Below are 23190 nucleotides of genomic sequence, written 5' to 3'. Positions count from 1 at the left end.
CTATGCCACCTCCGCAGTAAAGACACCGCTGTCGGCATCCGTGCCCAACACTACCCGGCTAACGTTCTCGCGCCGTGCCATACGCTCAAGCAGGGCACGGGAAAGCGGCGGCAGCAGTTCACCGTCGATCACCGACTCTAGCATGCGTGCGCCGTTTTCACTCCGCGTCGCACGTTTACAAATTGCCTCGGCCAGGCTGTCATCCAGCACCACCTCGGCATGGCGATGGCGCTCACGGATGCGTGTTGCCAAGGTATCCAGCTTGGCCTTGACGATGTCACGCAGGGTATCGCCGTCCAGCGGCAAGTAAGGCACCACTTCCATACGCGCTAATAGCGCCGGTTTAAAGAACTCAGCCAGCACCGGGTAGAGCGCAGCATCCAGCGCTGCTGGGTCATCGCCATAGCTAACGATGGCTTCGTAGCCCAGGTTAGAGGTCAGGAAGAACAGCACGTTTTTGCAATCGATAACGCGCCCTTCCCCGTCGGCCAGTTCGCCTTTATCAAACGCCTGGTAGAAGAGGTTAAGCACATCGGGATGGGCTTTTTCGACTTCGTCCAGCAGCACCACCGAATAAGGGCGCTGACGGATCGCTTCGGTGAGTAGCCCGCCCTCGCCAAACCCGACATACCCCGGCGGCGAACCAATCAGACGTGAAACCGTGTGCTTCTCTTGGTATTCCGACATATTGATCGTGGTAAGAAACTGACGACCGCCATACAGCTGGTCGGCAATTTGCACCACGGTTTCGGTTTTACCCACGCCGCTGGGGCCTACCAGCAGAAATGCGCCCAATGGCCGCCCCGGGCGACGGAGATCCGCACGCGCGGTTAGCAAGTGGCGATGGATACGCTCAATCGCACTGCCCTGCCCCTGGATTAGCGCATCCAGATGGGTCGGCAGTTCGGTGAGGCGGGTTAGCTCGTCGCTGGTCATACGCTCGACCGGTACGCCGGTCCAGTCGCCAATCACCTGGGCAATTTGCGCCTCTTCAACGCTGGGATTAACCAGCGCAAACGTCTCTTGCAGTTGGGCCAGCTGCTGCTCCCGTTCGGCGAGTTCTTGATGCACGCCCTCGGGAAGTTGATCAACGGCATCATTATCCGTTGCCTCTAGCAGTTGGCGGTGTAGCGCCACAATGGCATCGACGCATTCGCGCTGCGCTTGCCAGGCGGCTTCCAGGCTTGCCAACTCCTCTTCCAGCTTGGCTAAGCGTTCGGTTAAGTCGTGGTGGCGTTCACTATCCGGTTCGCGCCCCAGCAGACGTTCACGCTCGACCTGATCGCGCTCACGCAGCGCGGCGATATGTTCACTCTGTAAGTGGCTTAGCTTGCGGGGCGGGGTATCCAGAGCCTGCGCCAATCGGGTACAGGCGGTATCCAGCACATCAATGGCTTTGTCAGGCAGTTGCCGTCCGGCCAGGTAACGGGCAGAAAGCGCAGCGGCAGCACGCAGGCCGCTATCGCCGATCAGCACGCCGTGGGCGCGCTCATACACATCCCGCAAACCGCGCAGGATGACCAGTGCCTGTTCTACGCTTGGCTCGGAAAGCGCAATGGGCTGGAAGCGCCGCGACAGCGCCGGGTCTTTTTCAAAGTACTTTTTGTACTCACGCCAGGTAGTGGCGGCGATAGTACGCAACTCGCCCCGGGCCAGGGCGGGCTTGAGCAAGTTGGCCGCGTCACCGCCACCTTCCTGGTTACCAGCACCGATCAGCGTGTGTGCTTCATCTATAAATAGCAGCGTGGGACGCGGGGCGTTTTTGACTTCGTCGATCACCGCTTTAAGGCGCTTTTCAAACTCGCCTTTCACCGCGGCACCGGCTTGCAGTGCACCTAGATCAAGGGTCAGCAGCTCGACATCTGCCAGCGCAGCGGGTACTTGTCCCGCCACAATGCGTGCCGCCAGCCCTTCGACCACGGCACTTTTACCTACCCCGGCATCGCCAATCACAATGGGGTTGTTTTTGCGCCGACGACCCAGAATATCGAGCATTTGGTCGATTTCTGGATCCCGCCCCAGAACGGGGTCAAGCTCCCCCTTGCGCGCCTGTTCGGTCAGCGAGGTAGCAAAACGGGCGAGTGCGCTGTCATCGCCAGCAGGATGAGCAGCCTGGCGTTGTTTAGCGTCGGCACCCTCCCGAGGTGCTTCGGCTGAATCGGCCGTAAGACGCTCCAAGTGGCGGCGTAGATTTTCGCGATTGATATCTTCCAGTAGCGTCGTGCTCTTCGGACCTAAATAGCGCGGGGCGTTGTGCAGTAGCGCCGTGAAAAGCACGCCGCTGCGAAGCGCTTGATGTCCATACTCGGTGGCTGCCAGTAACCACGCGTCCTGCAGCAGCTCTACCAATAACGGCGAAAAGCTGGGTGTCGACACCTCAAGATCACGAGGCGGACGGCTCTCCTCAGCCATTCTTGCGCGCAGTTCCTCGACATCAATATCAAGCGTTTCCAGCAGTAAGCGCACATCACATAGCGGCTGGTCGACCAGCGCCAGCAGCAGGTGCCCGGTGGTCACCTCAGGCGCTTGCTGCTCTGCGCACAGCACGGCGGCCTGCTCGAGGCCATGACGAGAAATTCCATTCAGTCGACTAATAAGCGCCGGTAGCTCTACCCTAAGCATGCTATCTCCTAACGATAAATCTGATCGAGTAAAGCTCTGACTTGCTCAGCCTGCTGATCCAGCGACCAAGAAAGCCCCAAATAAATACCAACCAACGTAACGCCGAACAGGGCAAAGATGGCCCACAGCGGTAACCCCTCGTGCATCCCTTTGCCACGCCCTTTCACCACATGCCTAAGTGGCTGGGTCAGCAGCTCATCTGGTGGCTCATCAAGCGACGCCAGTTGATCGCCAAGCGCGCGTACAATTTGGTCGTACTCTTCACGACCATGGGTTTTCACCCGGTAACGCCCCTCAAACCCAAGGCACAGGCACAAATAGATAAAAGCCAGCATGTCGCGATAGCGATGAGGCTCTTGCTGCAGCCGCGCGAGGATAGAGAAGACTTTTTCGCCACCCCAGGTTTCATTATGAAACCTCGCTAGCAGCGAGTGCTCAGCCCACACGCTCTGCCTCCCCCAGGGCATGCCCATCACGGTTTCATCGATAAACGAGCAGAGCACATAGCGGTAGGCGAGCAGTGTCGGGCGGTCATACCCCTGCTCGGTTAGCTCAATTTCGATGGAAGCAATTTCGTCCACTACCTGACGATATAAGCGCTCGAGATCATCAGCGCCGTCCACCTGTCGGACGCGCACCGCCATGCCCAGCAGGCTGCTCGATGCATCGACCAGCGGGTTTAAGTTGTGCCCGCGCAGCCGAAACCAATAGTCCTCGTCAGCATTCAGGTGCTGGGCATGGCTATGCACCAACTGTTCAACGCCGCTGTCTTTTATTTGATCTTCATGGCGAACCGGCTCACCCATCGGGTAGTCGTTTTTGGCGTCATCTTGATGCGTGGCAATATCTTGCATGGCTTAACTCCTGATCGCCCAAAACTGCATCTCCAACCCGGGAAATTCGCCCGCCACGTGGAAGGCAAAACCGCTTGCACCATCCAGCATTCCCCAGGCTTCGCTTTGTCGGCTGAGTTGGAAGTAGGTATAACCTGCGTGATAAGGCAGTTCGCGAGGGGCCACCGGTAACGGCTCCAAGGGCACACCCGGTAATTGCAGACTAATAAGGTCGCGAATACGCTCGACGCTGGCCACTTTGGTTTGCTGTAGAAACTGCTTACGCAGGCGCTCGCTAGGCATATCGGCGCGCACTGCCAAAATGAACTCGGCTGTTTCGAACAGGCTGGTATCCGAAAGCGGCGCCACCAGTAGGCCGAATTTCCGTGTCTGTATCTGAATGGCGATCGCGCGGGGTTCAAGCACGGTGGAGAGCGCTTGGCGCATCATCTGCATCAAGGGCCGGAACCCACGTTCGGGATGCTCATGGTCATAAGCAGGGCATTCAGGCGGCAAACGCGACTCATCGGTAAACGTCACCAGTTCACAGGCTATTTCATGCATGGTGTCGTAAAGCCGCTCCGGGTGAACTTGCCCTAACCGCGCCAGATGCTGAAAACGTGGCTGAGCACGGTTCAGTAGCTGCAGCAGCATGAAATCCGTTACGTCGGCCACCCCTGCCTGATTGGGGGTCGACAGCCGCTGAGCAATATTACGCGCCCGTTCTCGCATCAAACCCGCCATCTCACCCACAAACCGCTGCAGGCTTGGCGCTGCTTGCACGTTCATTAAGGTGGGGATAAATTGCTCATCCAGTACCAAGCTGCCGTCGGGGCGACGCTCTAGAATGCGCGTAACGGCCAAGCAGGCATAACCACTGCGGTCTTCTTGCTCTAACAACAAGCGCGGTGAAACGCGCGCCACATCCAGGTCGGCCATATCACCGTCGCGGGAGTGCAGGTCGCGCACGCTGCGCGGCGAAAGGCGATAACGTGCAGGCAGTTCGTCATCGGGCCAGCGCACTTCCCCGACGCTATCCGTGGCTAGCGGCAAGCCTAAATAGACCACCTGGTTAGTAATGCCCGCATCAACAACTTCCAGTGCAGAAGGCTCTAAATCATCCTCAGGCAATTGGAAAGCAACGCCATCGGGCATGACGCCACTCGCCCGGCTAATCGCAATCCGGCCAAAGCTTAAAAACTCGTTGTTCAACTCCAGGGTCAAAAATCCGTACAGATAGTGACTAACCCCTTTAAGCCGCGTATCAATCAACCCTTCAAGGCTGCGCTGCTGCTGTTGAAAGTGCTGCGGCTTGATAAATAGCCCTTCACTCCATACCACGCGATTGCGACTGGCCATCACTCTTCCTTCCTTAGTTCTACTTCACTGTTGCGCAGATGAACCAGCAAGTGATAATTCTCTGAACTGGCCTTCACTTTGACGACTTTCTTCCACTCCGCCTCGTTTGGCTCAGCGTAGAACGCAATCAAACCGATATAGCGCGTGTCTTCTTCAATGGCGAAGGGTTCGTAGAATTTCCACTGGCCAGGTAGCAAGGTGAAGTCGTCATGGGTCAGATAGTTCGTGCCCAATGCCGCCTCCATATCCTCACTTAACTGATCCATGTCAGCCGCCATTAGCATGGAGTCATCTTTAAGCTGCAAAATTTGAAAGCGCAGCGGCGTCCCCTCGCCATCGATGTTTGGGTTCACATCGGGCTCTGCGACCATGCTTAAATCGACCAGCGTGGGCTGATCTTCTGGATAGCCAACCGGTATCGAGGGGTCTAGCATGACTTCCCAGGCTTTACCGGCTGCTTCACGGGTCGAGGCACAGCCCGTGATTGACAGCAGCACTAAAAGCACCCCAACAAGCCCGAGGCTCTTGGCCTTGCTCATGCGCCCTCCCGCTGCTGGCGACGAACAGACTGGTCATACGCCTGCTCGAAAACCTCCCAGAACAGTTTTTGGAAACCTAGCTGGCGGCCTGAGTTAAGCTCGTGGTAGTAGTGGCGGTACATTTCCCAGGCCCAGCTGTTTTCATCTTCAATGCGGGTGCCTGCCCCCCGATAAGCATGGAAACGTTTGAGCAGCGCTTCAGGTGAAAAGGCATCCAAAATAGCGGTTAGGGCGTACTCAATGGCTTCCTCAACTGCCGCTTGGTGATGGCCTTGATGACGCAGGCACTCCCCCACTGCTTCGGGCGCCGAAAGGTGAACCGGGCTGCGCTGGGCCGAAAACATCGTCTCGACAGTGGCCTCGTACGCCTGGCCAAGGCGCAGGGGATTATCTTCAATAGGCTGTAAACGACGATCCCGGAGGGGGTATTTGCTATCGTTTTGGGTTTGCTGCAGAGCACGTAAGCCATTAATAGCAGCCCGTAACGTATGGCCCGCTTCTTCAAGAAACGCCTGCTGCTCTTCGCTATCACGGAAGGGAATGTCGATATCCAACCCCCTCAATAGCGGGTCGGCCCCCACATGGCCAAGTGAACGGCCACTAGGTTTTTGCCAGCGATCCTCTAACTGCTCGCCAACGGAACGTTCGAGGTCATCTATTGCCCGCTCATCCATGCTACTGCTCCTCTCTGTCTGGTTGCCTGCTGTATAGCCGTTTGGCGAATGACTACTTGGTGAATAACCGCTTGGTGAATAGCTGTCCGGTGAATGGCTGCCTAGCTTGCGTTTGATCGCTGGCATGCGAACAGCGCCTTCGCGCCGCTCTTGCTGATCACGCCCCACACTTCCTTCAACGCGCCGCTCGGAGCCAAGCAACTCAGGCATCTCTTCAATGGATTCGGAAAGCTGAGCATTGGCAGCACGAGGGTCGAGAGCGGCCATTGGGTCTTCGTGCCCCACTCCACGCGCTACCCCGCCAAGTGCCTCCATGGGATCTTCTTTTTTTGCGGCTTCCGCACGTAGCGGCTGGTCTTCTTGAACCAACGGGCGGCCATACGCATCTACCGCCTCCTGCTCTTCATTGACTAACGAGGCCAGAGGTTGAGCACCGGGTTGAGTACTCTGCCGATCACCCAAATGCACTTTAAGACGGTACTCGCCGACTAGTACTTCATCGCCCTCGCTCAAAGCGACCTTACGGTTTCGCCCAATCGGCAGGGTGGCGCGATTGATAAAGGTGTGCCCGCTGCTATCAATCAGGCAGAACTTGCCGTCAATTTTGCTCACTTGGGCATGCTGCGGGCGAATTCGGCCGGCGTGATCTTGCAATAACCAGTCATCATCGGTTGAGCAGCCTAAGGTGCCGCCGACTTCATGAAAGACATGACTACTTGTTGAACGGCCTTCTAGGCGCTCACTATTGGCAATGACCAGCGTTACAGCGGAAATTGGGTTGGCGTTCATTGTTTAACCTGTCATCTGAATACGCACTCGGCGGCGTTTTGAGGCGCTGCCGGACTCGGGATTAACAAAGGTGGTCCAGCCGAGCTGGCAGGTGCCAGCATCGCCTAACCGCATCGGCTTTACGGCGCTGGGTAACAGCTCTAGCTCTAGGTCGTAGGCCAACGGCTCGCGCAGCACAAACTCAACCAAGGTGCGCAATGGAGCATGCTCCCTGCCATCGGGTAGGAAGTCGCGAAAACGCTCCAAAGTAAGACCAAATAAACCCAGCACAAATTTGCCGTTAACATCAGCAACGCGCTCACCGGCCACTACATCGCTGCCTAACGTCATTGCTGCCATACCGCTTCGGCTGCGTTGATCCATCGGAATCTGAACCCAGCGATGTACCCACTCTTCAATCTGCACATCATCAAGGTCAAAGCAGTGCCCTACGATGCTGCAGACGACCTCGGGTGAACGCGAACGGCCTGCCAGCAAACCGGCATAAGCCAGCATCTTGCTCCAGTTGATAGGCGTCTCAACGCGCAGGTCACTGTCCGCCAACCCCACCAAAGCAAAAATGGCCGCCGAGAACCCATCGCTAGCACCATCCTGATAGCGGATGTAGTGGCGATATTTACGCCAACTGCGGTGCACTAACGCCAGTAAGCGATTATTGAAAAAATCCAGGAAATCGCCTGCAACACCGTCGTGGTGGGCTGCCTCATGTGCCAATGTTTCAAGGTAATAGCTGGGCAGCGGCGACTGAGACCCCTGCAGACCCAAGAAGCTAACTTCCAGCTCATAATGGCCCTCAGGCTGAAAAGCCAGTGAGAGCACATCACTGCTGGGAAAGCCTAGTGACGCTGAAGCGCTATAGCGCACGCGCTCAAAAGCGGGCGCACCTCGCTGAGCGCACTCTAGGTCATCGCCATGATGACGATGCAGAAGCTCTACTAGCTGATAAAAATCGTAACGCCGCGCCTTTGCCATCAAAGGGGCAAGCGCTACATCAGAGGCTGTTGCCCCGACTGTAAGGTCCATTTGTAGCGCTCGTGATTTTGACGGTTAATAACATGCAGCTCATGAAACGAGTTGATGCTGGCGTACAAGGAGAAGAACCGCGCCAGCACACTGCCAAATAAATACAGACTCCCTTCGTCGCCAAAGGCATCTTGATCTAGCGTCATGACCGAACGCAGACCACGAATGGGCAGCCCTCTTTTCAGCCGATCAATGGGCTGGGTTTCAATGCTAACAATGCCTGCCAGCCGTTTTTGAGCCACTCGCTCGGCCTGCCTATCGACCAAGGCACGGAAATCGTAGGCACGCAGCACAGAACACAGCGCATCACGCTCCAGTAGCGATAAGTAGTTAAGCGATAGATTAGAAATCAGTGTCCATAGCAAGCTGCCATCCAGCGTGGGGCGCAACACTGGCGTGGGGCGGGTGATATTTTGAAACATGGCATACGAGGGGCTCTCTTCCGTTGAGTAGCAAATATCGCCTACCGTCAAACGCTCAGGCAGCTCTCGGTTACTACACGTCAATCCGAGCGAGACGGTTTCGGACATGCCGATGTAGCTGCGCTCATCACCACGCACAAAGGAGATGTCGTGATCAAACCCATCCCCGCGCAAGCTGTCGCGCACGCGAAGACGGTAGTAGGAGGCATCGTTGCCACGGTCTCTCTTGACTTGGTGTTGAAAGCTTTCAAAAGGCACGTACTCACGCGGCGTACCGCGCCCTTTACCGGTCTCGTTCTCTAACCAGCCTTCCACCTTATCGACGCTAAAAATTTCATAGTGTCCGGGAGATCGACTATTGGGGTGAATGCGGTATTCACTGCGCTCCCCGCTAACATCAACAGGCTCTGCATCGTGAGAGAACAGGTTGATCGCCGGCGAGCAATACAAAGCGAAATGCTCGTCTCTCACCCGTGCGTCGGTCGGTAACGTACGCTCAAACTCTAGGCGCAAAATAATTTTGTCTGCGGGAATGGCCGGCAAGTGTTGGCTCAGGGCTGTTACATCAAAGAAATGGAAAGCCTCTGGAAAACACAAGTATTCCTGCAGTATCCGATACCCTTGATACACATTCCTCGGGTAGGGCAGTAGTGCATGATGGCGATCAAAACCAACCGGCTGCAGCAACTGCTTGGGCAGAGGCAGCCGTTTGCCATCAATTTCCAGTTCTACGCGCGCTAGGTAGTGGCTCATCCACAGGTAAAGCGTGCGCGCTGTATAAGCGTCTCCACCCAGGTGCAGACGCAATGTATCAATCCCCATCGCGCTGAGGGGCTGATCACTATGTACATCAAGCGCCAACTCAACAATGGAGGCATCGCGTGTATGGCGTGCCTCAACCCCCGCATGTTCGAGCGGATAGAGCGTCACGTCATGACAAGTGCGAAACATGCAGGTAGTGCCATCCACTGGCTTACTGGCCAATTCCGTACCCCGCTCCAGGAGCTGGTGGGTACTCAGCGCATGCCACGTAGGGGTAAATTGCACCACAGTCATGCTAGGCACCGGGCGCAAGTAGTTCGGCCATAGCATGCTGATCAGCGAATGGGTAAGTTCGGGGAACTCATCCTCCACTTTTTCGCGCATACGGCCAGTTAGAAAGGCAAAGCCTTCTAATAGACGTTCAACATCAGGATCGGTACTGCGCTCTGACAAGAAGCGACTCAGGCCGGGGTTGCCCTCCGCAAATTCTCGCCCTTGGCGCTTCAGAAAATTGAGCTCGTCCCGGTAATAGCGATTTAGCATTCGGGCCTCGCAAGCCTATCAGTTAAGACACTGATAGCGCTTATTATTGAGCAATAAGTCGATCGTGGCGTGGGCGTTATCTCGCCCTAACGCTACGGTGGCATGTACTTGAAAATGCAGTTGTAAGGGATCGCCATTATTGGGTAATGACTCAACTTCAACGTGCTGAACCCGCGGCTCAAAGCGTTCGATGCATTGCCGAATGGCGCGCTGGATATTCAGCTCTAAATCCAGCACGCCGATCGTTGCATCATTGAAGTCCAGCAACCCCAACTCAGGCTCACAGGCGCTATTGCCCGGATGACTGTTGAGCAACTCCACTAAGTGTCGTTTGATCGACTCAACAGTTTCCGCCAGCCTCTCATCCTCCCCATGCGCTAACGGCTGTTCAGGCATCGCAAGACGCTCAAACAGACGGCTACCTAGCAGGCTGCCATGGTTAATAGCCATGATGGAGAGGTTCCCTTATTCCTTGTCGAGACGCCCGACTAACGACAGCTCAAAGTTGGCACCCATGTACTTAAAGTGCGGGCGCACCGACATAGACACCTGGTACCAACCCGGATCGCCTTCGACATCCGACACCTGAATAGAGGCGGCACGCAGCGGGCGGCGGCTGCGTACATCGGAGGGCGGGTTCTCTTGGTCGGCCACGTATTGGCGGATCCAGGTATTCAGCTCACGCTCAAGGTCTTGACGCTCTTTCCATGAACCGATCTGTTCACGCTGGAGCACTTTAATGTAGTGAGCCAGGCGGTTGATGATGAACATATACGGCAGTTGAGTACCCAGCTTGTAGTTGGTCTCAGCGTCTTTGCCTTCGGGCGTGTTCGGAAATACCTTGGGCTTTTGTACGGAGTTAGCCGAGAAGAAAGCAGCGTTATCGCTGCCCTTACGCATCGTTAACGAAATAAAGCCTTCTTCGGCCATCTCGAACTCGCGGCGATCCGTTACCAGCACCTCTGTGGGGATTTTAGCCTGCAACTGGCCTAGCGCTTCGTAGGTATGGACAGGCAGGTTTTCAACCGCACCGCCGCTTTGAGGGCCAATAATGTTCGGGCACCAGCGGTATTTTGCAAAGCTGTCAGTCAAGCGCTCGGCCAGCAGGTACGCCGTATTACCCCAAAGATAATGGTCGTGATCTTCGCTGACGGTTTCACGATAGTTAAATGTCTTGATGGGGTTTTCGACCGGGTCGTAGGGCATCCGCAGCAAGAAACGAGGCGCCGTCAGACCTAAATAGCGCGCGTCTTCTGACTCGCGCAGACTACGCCAGCGCGCGTACTTGGGCCCTTCAAAGATGGCTTTAAAATCTTTGATATTGGGCAGCTCTTCAAAGCTATCGATGCCGAAGAAGGAAGGCGCCACCGCTGACAGGAACGGCGCATGGGCCATCGCCCCTACAGCAGCCGTGTGCTGCAGTAGTTTCATATCAGGGGTCGAGGGGGTGAAATCATAATGCCCGATAATCCCTGCTACCGGCTCACCGCCAAACTGACCATACCCGCCAGCATAAACGTGTTGGTAGAGCCCGCTTTGGGTAATTTCCGGGGCAAACTCAAAGTCATCCAGCAGTTCTTCTTTGGTGGCGTGAAGCACATCAAGCTTAATGTTTTCGCGGAAATCGGTGCGGTCGACCAACAGCTTCAAGCCACGCCACGCAGACTCCAGCTGCTGAAAGCTATTGTCGTGAAGAATCTCATCAACTTGCCGACTAATTTTCCGGTCAAGTTCAACGATCATGCTATCCACAACGGCTTTATTAACCTGCGGGGCAGCGTTCTCGCCGCTTAACAGTTCGGAAATAAAAGCGGCAACGCCTTGCTTGGCAACGTCGTAGCCCTCATCCGCTGGCGCCATACGCGTCTGCGCCATCACTTGGTCAAGTAAAGAAACCTCTTCCTGGGCTTCCACCGTTTGGCTTTTCTTTTGCGCCGTATCACTCATAGAGATGCCTCGAATACAATCCGGTTACTGGACTAGCACGAAAATAAGAATGCTTAATCGTTACGATTAGGGTCAGAATCAAGCAGCTCTAGCTCCGCCAACAGCTGCTGACGCGTTTCGTCACTTTCGAGTAGCTTCTGCAAACGATCACGAAAAGCAGGTACGTTGCCCAGCGGCCCCTTCAATGCCACCAACGCCTCCCTTAATTCGACTAGCTTACGCAGCTCCGGCACCTGCCGAGCGATACTGTCGGGCGCAAAATCATGGAGTGATTTAAATTCCAAATTGACGGCCAAATCGCTTGCTTCACCCTCTTCTTGCAACCGATTGGGAACCGCAGCCTGCAAGCCAAGGTTCGCTTCGCGCATAACAGACTGGAAGTTATTCTTATCAACAGAAACAGCCTCACGCTCCTCAATGGAGGTATCTTCCTCGCCTCCCTTGAAGTCACCGACCACCAATAATTTCAACGGCAGTTCAGTCTCGGACTGCTGATCACCTGTAGCGGGTACATACTTGATATTGATGCGCTCTTTCGGCGCGACCGTTCCTTGCTTAGCCATGGTTTTCGCCCGTAAAAATTAGAACATTTTCGATTCAAAGAAGAATGCTTATTAATTGCGGGAAAGTACCGGATTTACACCGAAAGTACCAAATGGCTCTAAGCAGGTACTGCGACAATCTGAGAGAAGAAGACTTTCAAGAAGACGTGTTTTACGACCTTTTTCGCGAATTTTAGCAGCACAATAAAAGAAGCTAATTAAAACTAATTATTAAAAACCGCATTTGTAAGAGATCTCTTACAAAAACTGTCAGTGATTTCTTACAAAACGGAGAGCAAAATTCATACAAGAGAGGTGCTTAAATGGGCAGCGCCGTCATTTTTAGCGGCAAAAATATTGCTCCCATGGCCCTAGTTCTGCTTAAAATCCCAAGAAAGGCTTTAGTCATAAAGCAAGGTAACGGTAGATGCAACCCAGCGTTACTAAGCGCTTGTAGATGTAACGAGCAAGCAAGCAAGTTGTTGCCCTGCCAGGCAATATCTTGCCCAGCGCAGGCAACTTTTTGCCCCGCAGAAAGAAGCGCCCTACACAACAAACACATAACATATTGATATATAACAAATTTAAAAACTTGGCCCTGAAGTTGCTCTATTGTCTTCGTCCACGTGACATTTCTTTAATTTTTCAGTCAAGGAGCAGACCATGCCAACACCATGTTATATCAGCATCGAAGGCCAAACTCAGGGCAACATCACAGCAGGCGCTTTTACCCCTGACTCCGTAGGCAACATCTACGTTGAGGGCCATGAAGACCAAATGCTGGTACAAGAATTTAAGCATGTCGTTACCGTACCCACTGATCCGCAGTCTGGTCAGCCATCCGGTCAGCGTGCACACAAGCCCTTTATCTTTACCGTTGCCCTGAACAAATCAGTACCGCTGATGTACAACGCACTAGCGTCTGGTGAAATGCTGCCCAACGTTGAGCTGAAGTGGTACCGCACCTCTGTTGAAGGTAAGCAGGAGCACTTCTTCACGACCACGCTGACCGATGCCACTATCGTTGACATCAACCTGCGTATGCCACACGCCCAAGACATCACCAAGTCTGAATTCACCCAGTTGATGGACGTGTCACTGGCTTACCGTAAAATTGATTGGGAACACACTGTTGCTGGCACCTCTGGTTCCGACGACTGGCGCGCCCCGATCGAAGGTTAAGCTGTTGCTAATAGCCTAGCCCTGGCCTGAAAAACAAGGCCTGAAACAAGCGAAGCCCCTTCCACTTGGAAGGGGCTTCGTCGTTTCTGCTCTATTGCTGCAGGTGTTTCGCTATTGGTATTGCGCCAAGGCTCTGGGATTAAACAAACCGCCCCAAACCTACCGTTGAACGGAGACGATCCATCGTTACAACAGCTTCTTCCCGCGCCCGTTCGGCGCCTTTTTGCAACACAGCCTCAATGTGGGCCGGGTCTTCCATCAGCGCATTATAGCGTTCACGCGGCGCGCTCAAGTGTGCATTCAAGTACTCAAACACTTGATCCTTAGCCGCGCCCCAGCCAATACCGTTCACGTACTGCTCACGTAGACTAGCGGTCTCTTCAGGTGTCGCAAAAGCGGAGTAGATTTGAAACAGCGTGCAGGTGTCTGGATCTTTCGGCTCACCGGGCTCCAGCGAGTTGGTCTTAATCTTACGTACCAGCTTCTGCAGTTTTTTCTCAGCGGAAAAGAGCGGGATCGTATTATCGTAGCTTTTGGACATCTTGCGCCCATCCAGGCCATTCAACAGCTGTACTTTGTCGTCTACCACGGCCTCAGGGAGGGTAAAGTGCTGCCCTTTATAAAGATGGTTAAAGCGCCCGGCGATATCGCGCGCCATTTCAATATGCTGAATCTGATCGCGCCCTACCGGCACCTTGTTGGCGTTAAACATTAAAATATCCGCCGCCATCAGCACAGGGTAACCAAAAAGGCCCATCGTAATGCCTTTATCAGGATCCTGGTTTTCTGCCTCTTCGTTTTCAGCCACCGCTGCTTTGTAAGCATGGGCGCGATTCATCAAACCTTTGGCACATACGCAGGAGAGCATCCACATCAGCTCGGGAATTTCGCCAATATCAGACTGGCGATAGAAAATGGCGTTATCGGTATCCAGCCCTAGCGCAAGCCAAGTCGCGGCAATCTCCAGGCGAGACTGCTGCACCCGCTTAGGGTCTTGGCACTTGATGAGGGAGTGATAGTCAGCCAGAAAATAGAACGACTGCACGTTGGGATCCTGGCTTGCCTCAATGGCGGGCTTGATCGCTCCAACATAGTTGCCCAAATGGGGCGTGCCGGTGGTGTTGATACCGGTGAGGACGCGGGTTTTTGCGGTCTGGCTCATGGTTTTTAGGCTCATCATTGAACGTACATTGTCGTATGATACTTGTATGAACCTGGGGATGCGACAGGCAGAATTTGGTTTTACAATATCCGCAGAGAGTGGTGAGGATTTACAAGAGCATTATGCCGTTATCATTCTGAAAGAAATGCTCAATCGATGAAAAGAAAATAGGGGTCACTAAAGGCAAGCGGCTCTTCCTGATCATCATATACAGCTCCAAACGCGACGAAGCACTTTTCTCCATCAACAAGCAAAGGAAAATAAAAACACAGGAAGGCCTCCCCCTCACACTGATCTACGACCTTCCCAAGCCCTTTGATACTCTCCCAATTCATCTTTTCAATATAATTTTGGTCATAAGACTCACTACCCCAGTTTATTGTTTCGAGATTCTCCTCAACCGCTTTTGCGTAAGCCGACTCTGCATTCATATTGGCTTGCGCCACTATCCGGTAGTTACCTGCCAAATGCTCATTTATGATTGCTGACTGCATGCCGGCAGTCCCCAATAGCAGTGCCCCGGCTAGTAGCGCCATGACGATGACCAATGCAGCGCCTTTCTGACGATTTTGCAGAGTCATCAGTCGTCACCAAAATCGATATTTTCTGACAAACCCTCTAATGCTTGACGCATAGAGAACTCATAACCATATACTGACAGTAACTCCCAAACACTCAGGTCAGCATTAATACTATTGACATTATTGAATACAACAGAGCCATTGGAGATAACACTACCAACAAACTCAACGCCAGACATGCTTAAATTGACACTACCCGCTCCCCAGATAAGTCCTCGAAACAGTGCATTGGTATTATTGCCATTAAAATTAATTTCGCCACCAGCGACAATGGCGACATCAGTGACTGAGGAGTTATCATTCTGCTGTATTGAAATGTCTTGCTCTACTACGACCAGCTTTCCACTAAGTTCAGTCACGTTTAACTTATTTATATTGCCATCGCAATAAAAGGCCTTTCCCGATAAAGACATGATGTCATTCTCGGCACAAGTAGCGATCACGCCGTCCAAATTTTTAATGTTATTGATATAACCCGTGTAGTAATCATGCGAGTCGCTTGATTGCGGAGAAGGGATAATCGATAGGTCTAAATTCGAGTTGACCGCTGATTCACTTACCAGGATATTTTCTGCTCCGCTCACGTCACCTCCCGCAATCACTGCATCGCCTTTCCCCTTCTGACTGGTAGGAGTATCAAAGAAGCTGGTATATATGCCCTGTCGCTCCATGACATGAAATACAATCGCCTCACCATTGTTCTCTAAGGGCAGTTCCACCCGGTAAAGCGGCGCATCACCCGGCACAAGTTCGCCTAACACGTGCTCGTCCTCATTACACTGGCTTGGCGAATCATGATTCGGTACATCTTTCAGAAAACTTACCAGCGGCTGCCCATTCTCTTCCTGATCCGCCACCGTACAGCTACAGGCATCCTGACTCTGTTCACACCGTAACGTATAGCGACCCGGCCCGCTTTGACGAATTTCACTGGTAAGCCTCTGGGCAATAAAAATCAGGTTCTCTTGCTTACGGCTTACCTTGTCAACATTTTGAAAGGTCTGAAAGGTCGTTAGAAACAGTTGGCCAGCCCCAAGGATAATGACCGTGCCGATCGCCAACGCCACCATCAACTCCACCAGTGTAAAGCCCTGCTGACGCTGCCTCATGGTGAGCTCTCGACCTTGGGAAGAAGAAAGAAGTAGCTAAATTGATCGTCATTGTTCTCGCCCAAGGCCACAGTCACGTCAATGCGACAATCACTTCCACTGTCATCTTTTGCAATATAGCTGTGGGAAGAAGAGGCTCCCCGTAGCGGTGTCGCATCACTATTTTGAAACCAATGTTCCTTCCATGCACTCTGCACGCCGGAGATGTCGACATCCTCGCAGGTCTGGCCTGTTTCGAGCGTGGCTAGCTGAGCCCAAAGCCGCTCCTGAGCATCCACAGCCGCAACACTTGCCACCGAACGCTGATAGCCTGCATTGGCACTTTGCAGTGCTTTAAGCTGCATGGCGGCAACGCCGATCAGGCCAATCGAGAGAACCACCAGTGCGATTAGCGCTTCCAATAAGCTAAAGCCGCGCTGAGAATTCATGATTCACTCTCCTTCCTGCGAAGGCTGTCCGATGTGCTAATCACCAGCGTTACAGAAGGAGCTGAAGCACTTTGATGGGTGGGGTTTAACGTCATTTCGCAGGGAGAGTCAGGACAGTTGGAAGTGGCAGCGTTGCCCACACTTTGAAAGCGTTGTCGCCTTAACTCACCAACAGGCATTGGGTAACCTTTCGCCACTCGAACTTAAGGTTATATCCTCTTCACAGCCATCATCTTGAACGGTGCTCGCAGTCAGTAGGTAGCCGTCACCGTTAATACTCTCAGCAATCTCATAATTTTTTTCGGGGGATAACTCGCTGATGGTGCAATAGCTATAGCTGTAAGAGCGCGTGTAACAGCGCTCAAGCTCTGAAGCGGCTTGCATAAGGCCTGCGTGGGCGTCGGTTCGCACTGATTTTTGCACGTAGCGGGTATAGCTGGGGTAGGCAATGGAGGCGACGATGCCGATGATCACCAGCACAATCATCAATTCAATGAGGGTGAAGCCGCGCTGGCCATTCAGTAAAGAACGGCCAGTCGAAAGATGAGAGGTATAAGACACGCGGCTTCGCTCCTGTATTAGTGGGCTCATACCGTTTTAGTATGTCGCAAACCAATACGCATTGCATTGCGAGGCCTATGGTTAGCTGCTGGCGATCACCTTTTCACGCAACTCCTTTGGCATAGAGAAAGTAATGGTCTCCTCGCGGCCCTGTAGCTCTTCAGGTAATGCAGCCCCCATGGTCTGCAACTTGGCAATCACACCTTTCACCAATACTTCAGGGGCACTGGCGCCTGCGGTGACGCCTACACGCGCTACGTTCTCAAGCCACTTGGGGTCGATCTGGTCAGCGTTATCGATCAAGTAGGCGGGCGTGCCCATGCGCTCAGAAAGTTCTCGCAAGCGGTTAGAGTTGGAGCTATTGGGGCTGCCCACCACCAGCAATAGATCGCTCTGGGCCGCTAGCTCACGTACTGCATCCTGACGGTTCTGCGTGGCGTAGCAAATATCGTCATTGCGTGGCCCCTGAATCTCGGCAAACTTATCGCGCAGCGCGTCGATCACCTTAGCGGTATCATCCATCGACAGCGTAGTTTGGGTCACGAAGGCCAGCTTTGAGGGATCATTCACCTCCAGCTTAGCGACGTCTTCTTCATCCTCTACCAAGTAGATACGCCCACCGTGGGAGGTGTCATAACGCCCCATAGTTCCCTCAACTTCCGGATGGCCTTCATGACCAATGAGAATGCACTCTTGACCACGCTTGGCGTAGCGCAATACTTCCAAGTGCACTTTGGTGACCAGCGGGCAGGTGGCGTCGAATACCTTCAAGCCCCGCCGCTCAGCATCGGCTTGCACCGCACGGGAAACGCCATGGGCGGAGAAAATGACGATGACATCGTCCGGCACTTCATCCAGTTCTTCAACAAACACTGCCCCACGAGCGCGCAGCGTTTCGACCACAAAGCGGTTATGCACAACCTCATGGCGCACGTAAATCGGCGGGCCAAACACATCCAACGCGCGATTAACGATATCAATCGCGCGATCCACACCGGCACAAAAACCACGCGGATTGGCTAACTTGATCTGTATGGGCTGTGCTTGCGTCGTTTGCATAGTAGCGCCTTGATGCGTAAGCGGCATCGCTTAGTGAATTAATGCGTTGTCACCGGTTTGACGTCGAGCACTTCGACCTCAAAGGTGAGAGTGCGGCCTGCTAACGGGTGATTGAAATCCACCTCGATACGATCACCGTCAATGGTTTTGACCACACCTGGCAATTCCGTTCCCGCTTTATCGGCAAACGACATTACCATACCAATTTCCGGGGCTTCATCGCCAAAATCTGCCCGCTTCAGGGTTTGAATATTTTGCGGGTTGTGCTGGCCGAATGCATGCTCAGGGGTTATCTGAAAGGTACCCTCCTGCCCCGCAGCCAAGCCTTTAATCGGATGCTCAAAACCGGGCGGCAAATTTCCGTCGCCAAACTCGAAGGTAGCCGGTGCTTTGTCTTTGGTGGAGTCCACCAAAGTGCCATCTTCCAGTTTTAAGGTGAAGTGTAGCGTCACCTCCATGCCTTCATCGATCAGATAGTCGCTCATTGCAGTTCTCAACGTTCGATTAATGGGAAGTCTTGGCCGCTTTTTTGCGCCGCCGCTCGCCCATAATGGATTCCCAGATTAAAGCGACCGCCCCCAGGGTAATCGCTATATCCGCCACGTTAAACGCCGGGTAGTACCACCCAGCGACGTGAAACGATAAAAAGTCGACCACATAGCCATGCACCAGGCGGTCGTAGAGATTCCCCAGCGCCCCGCCAATAATCAGCGGCAGCGCTATCGCCAATAACTTTTCATCGTGTTTGATGCGTGAAAGCCACACCGTCAACGCCACGCTGGCTCCCACAGCAATCAACGCAAAGAACCAGCGCTGCCAGCCAGGATGCGTGGCTAAAAAGCTGAACGCTGCGCCAGTGTTGTGCAGTAGCGTCAGGTTAAAGAACGGCAGTACTTCGACCGGCTGGGCATAGCCTAACTGACTGCTGGCCACGTATTTGGTGATCAAATCCAAGGCAATTACTGCCACAGCCAGCCATAGCCAGCGCAGTGGCCGCTGCATCGTCGGCCGTGCGTTTGTATCCTTAGGCGCCTGTTGTTCGTTAGGCATGCTTTTATCTTTACGCATAGTGGCGAATCTCACCGCTGCCTTCGGGGAGGTTGCTGATACAGCGACCACATAGATCCGGATGATCAGCATGAGTACCGACATCCGGGCGATGGTGCCAGCAGCGCTCGCACTTGGTGTTGTCGCTGGCTTTGACTGAGACTTTCAAGCTATCAAGTTCCGTCGTTTCTGCATCGCCTGCATCAGACTCACTTGCATAAGACAAGGGTTTAAGCGTGACTTCGCTCGTCAGCATCACAAAGCGCAGTTCATCACCCAGTTTAGCCAGAGTCGCCTGCAGGTCATCGCTGACATACAGCGTGACTTCAGCTGCCAAGCTGCCTTTAATGACTTTGGCATTACGGGCATCTTCAAGACACTTGTTGACCGAGTGCTTGACTTCCAGCACTTGCTCCCAGAAAGCACGACCCAGTTCAGCATTTTCTTCCAGGCTGCCAAGGTTAGTGTAGTAAGTCTCCAGCAGCACGCTGTCGCCGCGCTTACCGGGGATGTTTTCGTGAATCTCCTCAGCGGTAAAGGAGAGAATCGGCGCAATCCAACGACTCAGCGCTTCCACCACGTGATAGAGCGCGGTTTGTGCACTGCGCCGCGCCAACGAATCGGTTTGCGTGGTGTACTGGCGGTCTTTAATCACATCCAGATAGAAGCCGCCAAGCTCACGGGCGCAGAAACCATGCACCTGCTGGTAAACATCCAGGAAACGGTACTCTTCGTAGGCTTTTTCGATCCGCGCCTGTAATTGGTGAGCACGATCCACCACCCACTGATCCAGTGCCAGCATATCGCCAAACGCTACCTGGTTTTTCTCTGGATCGAAGCCGTTAAGGTTCGAAAGCAGGAAGCGAGCGGTATTCCGAATCCGACGATACACATCGGAGGTGCGCTTCAAAATCTCGTCCGACACCGCCATTTCACCGGAGTAGTCGGTGGAAGCGACCCATAGGCGCAGAATATCGCCACCCAGCTTATCCATCACTTCCTGGGGCGCGACCACATTGCCTAGCGACTTGGACTGCTTGCGGCCCTGGGAGTCGACGGTAAAGCCGTGGGTCAGCAACTGACGGTAAGGCGGATGGCCGTCAATCGCCGAGCCGGTGAGCAGCGACGAGTGGAACCAGCCACGGTGCTGGTCAGAGCCTTCCAGATAGAGATCCGCCCGCGGGCCGTTTTCGTGGCCATGAGGGTGCGAGCCGCGCAGTACGTGGCGATGGGTAGTGCCGGAATCGAACCAAACATCGAGAGTATCGGTGACTTTGTCGTAATCCGCCGCTTCAGCACCCAGTAGTTCCGCGGGCTCAAGTTTGAACCAGGCATCGATGCCTTCCTGCTCAACGCGTTTGGCGGCTTCTTCCATCAATCCAACGGTACGTGGGTGTAGCTCGCCCGTTTGCTTGTGTAGGAAGAACGGGATCGGTACGCCCCAGTTACGCTGGCGGGAGATACACCAATCCGGACGGTTGGCGATCATGCTGTGCAGTCGCGCCTGCCCCCAGGCAGGCGTAAATGCCGTGGCTTCGATACCTTCAAGGGCACGTTCACGCAGAGTTTTGCCATCTTTGCCTTCGATGTCCATTCCCACAAACCACTGCGCCGTGGCACGGTAGATCACCGGCGTTTTGTGGCGCCAGCAATGCATGTAGCTATGCTTGATCGGGATATGCGCCATCAGCGCACCCACTTCGCGCAGTTTTTCGACGATATGCGGGTTGGCCTTCCAAATCATCTGGCCGCCGAAGAACGGCAGGTCGTCAACGTAAACGCCATTTCCCTGCACCGGGTTGAGCATGTCATCAAACTCCATGCCATGCTCGCGGCAGGTGATAAAGTCATCCATACCGTAAGAGGGCGCGGAGTGAACGATACCGGTGCTACCCACCTCAGACTCGACGTACTCTGCCAGGTAGACTGGCGAGAGCCGATCGTAGAATGGATGACGGAAATTGATCAGGTCGAGGTTTTTGCCCTGGGTCGTAGCAATTACCTCGCCTTGCAGGCCAAAGCGCTCCAGGCAGCTCTCCACCAACTCTTCCGCCAGCAGCAGCAAACGCTCGCCAGTATCGACCAGTGCATAGGTGAACTCAGGGTGAACGTTGAGCACCTGGTTGGCCGGAATGGTCCACGGCGTGGTAGTCCAGATCACCACTGCCGCAGGCTTGGCCAGTTCGCTTAAGCCAAAGGCGGCGGCGAGCTTGTCGGCATCTTCTACCGGGAAAGCAACGTCGATGGCGTCGGATTTCTTATCAGCGTACTCGACTTCGGCTTCCGCCAGCGCCGAACCACAGTCAAAGCACCAGTTGACCGGCTTCAAACCTTTAAACACGTAACCCGCGTCGACCATCTCGGCCAAAGCACGAATCTCGCTCGCTTCGTTGGCGAAATCCATAGTGCGGTATGGGTGATCCCAATCGCCAATAATGCCCAAACGAACAAAGTCGGCCAGCTGTGTTTCAACTTGGGCGCCAGCGTATTCACGGCAAAGCTCACGGGCATGTTCCGGCGCCAGGTTCTTGCCGTGAGTGGTTTCTACTTTGTGCTCAATGGGCAAGCCGTGGCAGTCCCAGCCGGGCACATAAGGCGCATCAAAGCCGGCTAAATTCTTCGATTTAACGATAATATCTTTAAGGATCTTATTAACGGCGTGACCAATATGAATACTGCCGTTGGCGTAGGGAGGGCCATCGTGCAACACAAACAGCGGCGCACCCGCGCGCGCTTCCCGCAGGCGCTGGTAAATGTTCATATCCTGCCACTGGGAAACCCGCCCTGGCTCCTGCTTTGGCAGCATGCCGCGCATGGGGAAATCAGTTTCAGGTAAATTCAGCGTGTGCTTGTAATCCATAGTCCGGTCAGCCGTTGTTAGCATCGGCGGCATCATCCGCCGAAGAAGAATCAGAAGGAATCGTGTTTGAAGACACCGCATTTGAAGACATTGCACTTGAAGACATGGCCTCACGCCCAAGCGGAGCCGAGGCCAGCGGAAGCGAATAGTCCTGTTCAGCGTTCTCTTGGTCAGCGCTGTTTTGCCCACCTATTGCCGCCGTTAAATAGTGGCGAGCGCGGGCCTGGTCACGTTCAATTTGCGCTTTAAGTGCCTCAAGGTTGTCAAACTTCACCTCGCCCCGCAGGCGCGCGCAGGGAAACACCGTCATGCGTTGGCCGTAGAGATCACCTTTAAAATCCAGCAGGTGCACCTCCAGCGTTGGCCGTTCCGAACCCACCGTAGGGCGGAAGCCCACATTCGCCACTGCTGGATAGCGCTCGCCATTTTCAAGCTCAGCCACCACCGCATAAACCCCACGCAGCGTTAATGGCTGGGGCATCAGCGGCAAATTGGCAGTCGGTACACCAATGGTGCGCCCCAACTGCTGGTCGCGCACCACTCGGCCATGTAACGAATAGACGCGGCCCAGCAAACGCGCAGCAGCAGAAAAATTGCCGCTGGCAAGCAGCGTACGCACCCGCGAACTGGAGACCCGCTCGTCATCCACGGTAAAAGTACGCGTGTGCTCTACGCCAAACCCCTGTTCGCGCCCGACCTCCGCCAGCAGGGCAAAATCACCGCGGCGGTCGCAGCCGAAGCGAAAATCATCGCCCACGACCAAGTGCTTAACGCCTAGCCCATCAATCAACACCTGATCGATAAACTCACGCCCGGTAAGGCTGCGCAGCGCATCGTTAAACGGCAAGCAGAGAACCTGTTCAGCGCCAAAATCGCGGAGCAGCCGTACTTTCTCGCGTAGCCGGGTTAAACGCGGCGGCGCTTGATCACCGGCAAAAAATTCACGCGGCTGGGGCTCGAACACCACCACTGTTAACGGCACACTCCAGCGCGCCGCATGCTCTCGGCACTGCTGCAGGATGGCTTGATGGCCGCGATGCACCCCATCGAAATTACCGATGGTGGCAACGCAGCCACGATGAGCCGCTCTCAAGTTGTGCAGACCTCGAATGACGCGCATGGCACCTCAGCCGTTGGAGGACATAA

Annotated in this window: 21 protein-coding genes; 1 reads left to right on the top strand and 20 read right to left on the bottom strand. The window is 54.3% G+C overall.

Annotated features, from left to right (window positions below; genetic code table 11):
* From tssH to tssB, 10 genes are read right to left on the bottom strand one after another with little or no spacing between them, the layout of a single operon-like run.
* Nucleotides 1-2622, bottom strand: coding sequence for a type VI secretion system ATPase TssH (gene tssH, locus E0L35_RS01815; RefSeq protein ID WP_138799430.1), 2622 nt, complete (start codon nt 2620-2622; stop codon nt 1-3).
* An 8-nt stretch (nt 2623-2630) separates the two neighbouring features.
* Entirely contained in the window at nt 2631-3476 is an 846-nt protein-coding gene (icmH, locus tag E0L35_RS01810) for a type IVB secretion system protein IcmH/DotU (protein WP_138799429.1), read from the bottom strand.
* Between the two features lie 3 nt (nt 3477-3479).
* Nucleotides 3480-4814, bottom strand: a complete 1335-nt coding sequence (gene tssK, locus E0L35_RS01805; protein WP_041159246.1) for a type VI secretion system baseplate subunit TssK — start codon at nt 4812-4814, stop codon at nt 3480-3482.
* Nucleotides 4814-5353 carry a type VI secretion system lipoprotein TssJ gene (tssJ, locus tag E0L35_RS01800; protein WP_009287538.1) on the bottom strand — a complete coding sequence of 180 codons (540 nt, stop codon included), beginning with the start codon at nt 5351-5353 and terminating at the stop codon, nt 4814-4816. The genes tssK and tssJ overlap by 1 nt, the downstream gene beginning before the upstream one ends.
* The gene (tagH, locus tag E0L35_RS01795; protein WP_138799428.1) at nt 5350-6816 is read right to left on the bottom strand and encodes a type VI secretion system-associated FHA domain protein TagH; all 1467 of its coding nucleotides are present in this window, start codon (nt 6814-6816) and stop codon (nt 5350-5352) included. Before tagH ends, tssJ begins: the two co-directional genes overlap by 4 nt.
* Nucleotides 6817-6819: 3 nt before the next feature.
* The gene (gene tssG / locus E0L35_RS01790; RefSeq protein WP_027956916.1) at nt 6820-7839 is read right to left on the bottom strand and encodes a type VI secretion system baseplate subunit TssG; all 1020 of its coding nucleotides are present in this window, start codon (nt 7837-7839) and stop codon (nt 6820-6822) included.
* On the bottom strand, nt 7803-9566 hold the full coding sequence (gene tssF, locus E0L35_RS01785; protein ID WP_022521992.1) for a type VI secretion system baseplate subunit TssF: 1764 nt from the start codon (nt 9564-9566) through the stop codon (nt 7803-7805). The genes tssG and tssF overlap by 37 nt, the downstream gene beginning before the upstream one ends.
* An 18-nt stretch (nt 9567-9584) precedes the next feature.
* The gene (gene tssE / locus E0L35_RS01780) at nt 9585-10016 is read right to left on the bottom strand and encodes a type VI secretion system baseplate subunit TssE (RefSeq protein WP_022521991.1); all 432 of its coding nucleotides are present in this window, start codon (nt 10014-10016) and stop codon (nt 9585-9587) included.
* 15 nt (nt 10017-10031) lie between these two features.
* Entirely contained in the window at nt 10032-11513 is a 1482-nt protein-coding gene (gene tssC, locus E0L35_RS01775; protein ID WP_009287536.1) for a type VI secretion system contractile sheath large subunit, read from the bottom strand.
* Between the two features lie 53 nt (nt 11514-11566).
* Nucleotides 11567-12076, bottom strand: a complete 510-nt coding sequence (gene tssB / locus E0L35_RS01770) for a type VI secretion system contractile sheath small subunit (RefSeq protein WP_138799427.1) — start codon at nt 12074-12076, stop codon at nt 11567-11569.
* Between the two features lie 642 nt (nt 12077-12718).
* Between tssB and E0L35_RS01765 the strand changes: the two genes are divergently transcribed.
* Nucleotides 12719-13237, top strand: coding sequence for an Hcp family type VI secretion system effector (locus tag E0L35_RS01765; protein ID WP_009287534.1), 519 nt, complete (start codon nt 12719-12721; stop codon nt 13235-13237).
* 139 nt (nt 13238-13376) lie between these two features.
* Here E0L35_RS01765 and E0L35_RS01760 read toward each other — a convergent pair whose 3' ends face one another.
* The 10 genes from E0L35_RS01760 to ribF form a co-directional block, all read right to left on the bottom strand.
* Complete coding sequence (locus tag E0L35_RS01760) at nt 13377-14399, bottom strand: tryptophan--tRNA ligase (RefSeq protein ID WP_022521989.1); 1023 nt, start codon at nt 14397-14399, stop codon at nt 13377-13379.
* Nucleotides 14400-14548: 149 nt separating this feature from the next.
* Nucleotides 14549-14980, bottom strand: a complete 432-nt coding sequence (locus E0L35_RS01755) for a hypothetical protein (protein ID WP_138799426.1) — start codon at nt 14978-14980, stop codon at nt 14549-14551.
* Nucleotides 14980-16089 carry a type II secretion system protein gene (locus E0L35_RS01750; protein ID WP_138799425.1) on the bottom strand — a complete coding sequence of 370 codons (1110 nt, stop codon included), beginning with the start codon at nt 16087-16089 and terminating at the stop codon, nt 14980-14982. Before E0L35_RS01750 ends, E0L35_RS01755 begins: the two co-directional genes overlap by 1 nt.
* Nucleotides 16086-16517: a type IV pilus modification protein PilV gene (gene pilV / locus E0L35_RS01745; RefSeq protein ID WP_138799424.1), complete on the bottom strand. Its 432-nt coding sequence runs from the start codon at nt 16515-16517 to the stop codon at nt 16086-16088. Before pilV ends, E0L35_RS01750 begins: the two co-directional genes overlap by 4 nt.
* A 165-nt stretch (nt 16518-16682) precedes the next feature.
* Nucleotides 16683-17078: a type IV pilin protein gene (locus tag E0L35_RS01740; RefSeq protein WP_283241525.1), complete on the bottom strand. Its 396-nt coding sequence runs from the start codon at nt 17076-17078 to the stop codon at nt 16683-16685.
* 81 nt (nt 17079-17159) lie between these two features.
* Nucleotides 17160-18137 carry a 4-hydroxy-3-methylbut-2-enyl diphosphate reductase gene (gene ispH, locus E0L35_RS01735; RefSeq protein ID WP_027956921.1) on the bottom strand — a complete coding sequence of 326 codons (978 nt, stop codon included), beginning with the start codon at nt 18135-18137 and terminating at the stop codon, nt 17160-17162.
* A gap of 38 nt (nt 18138-18175) precedes the next feature.
* The gene (fkpB, locus tag E0L35_RS01730; RefSeq protein ID WP_022521982.1) at nt 18176-18622 is read right to left on the bottom strand and encodes an FKBP-type peptidyl-prolyl cis-trans isomerase; all 447 of its coding nucleotides are present in this window, start codon (nt 18620-18622) and stop codon (nt 18176-18178) included.
* Between the two features lie 19 nt (nt 18623-18641).
* Complete coding sequence (lspA, locus tag E0L35_RS01725; RefSeq protein WP_249362067.1) at nt 18642-19187, bottom strand: signal peptidase II; 546 nt, start codon at nt 19185-19187, stop codon at nt 18642-18644.
* A gap of 10 nt (nt 19188-19197) precedes the next feature.
* The gene (gene ileS, locus E0L35_RS01720; protein ID WP_138799422.1) at nt 19198-22068 is read right to left on the bottom strand and encodes an isoleucine--tRNA ligase; all 2871 of its coding nucleotides are present in this window, start codon (nt 22066-22068) and stop codon (nt 19198-19200) included.
* On the bottom strand, nt 22052-23164 hold the full coding sequence (gene ribF, locus E0L35_RS01715) for a bifunctional riboflavin kinase/FAD synthetase (RefSeq protein WP_138799421.1): 1113 nt from the start codon (nt 23162-23164) through the stop codon (nt 22052-22054). The genes ileS and ribF overlap by 17 nt, the downstream gene beginning before the upstream one ends.
* Nucleotides 23165-23190 lie beyond the last annotated feature (26 nt).

The sequence above is a fragment of the Halomonas sp. ATBC28 genome (assembly GCF_005937175.1).
GTDB lineage: Bacteria > Pseudomonadota > Gammaproteobacteria > Pseudomonadales > Halomonadaceae > Vreelandella > Vreelandella titanicae.
The sequence above is the reverse complement of the archived record's forward strand: the minus strand, read 5'-3'. Positions and strand labels throughout refer to the sequence as shown.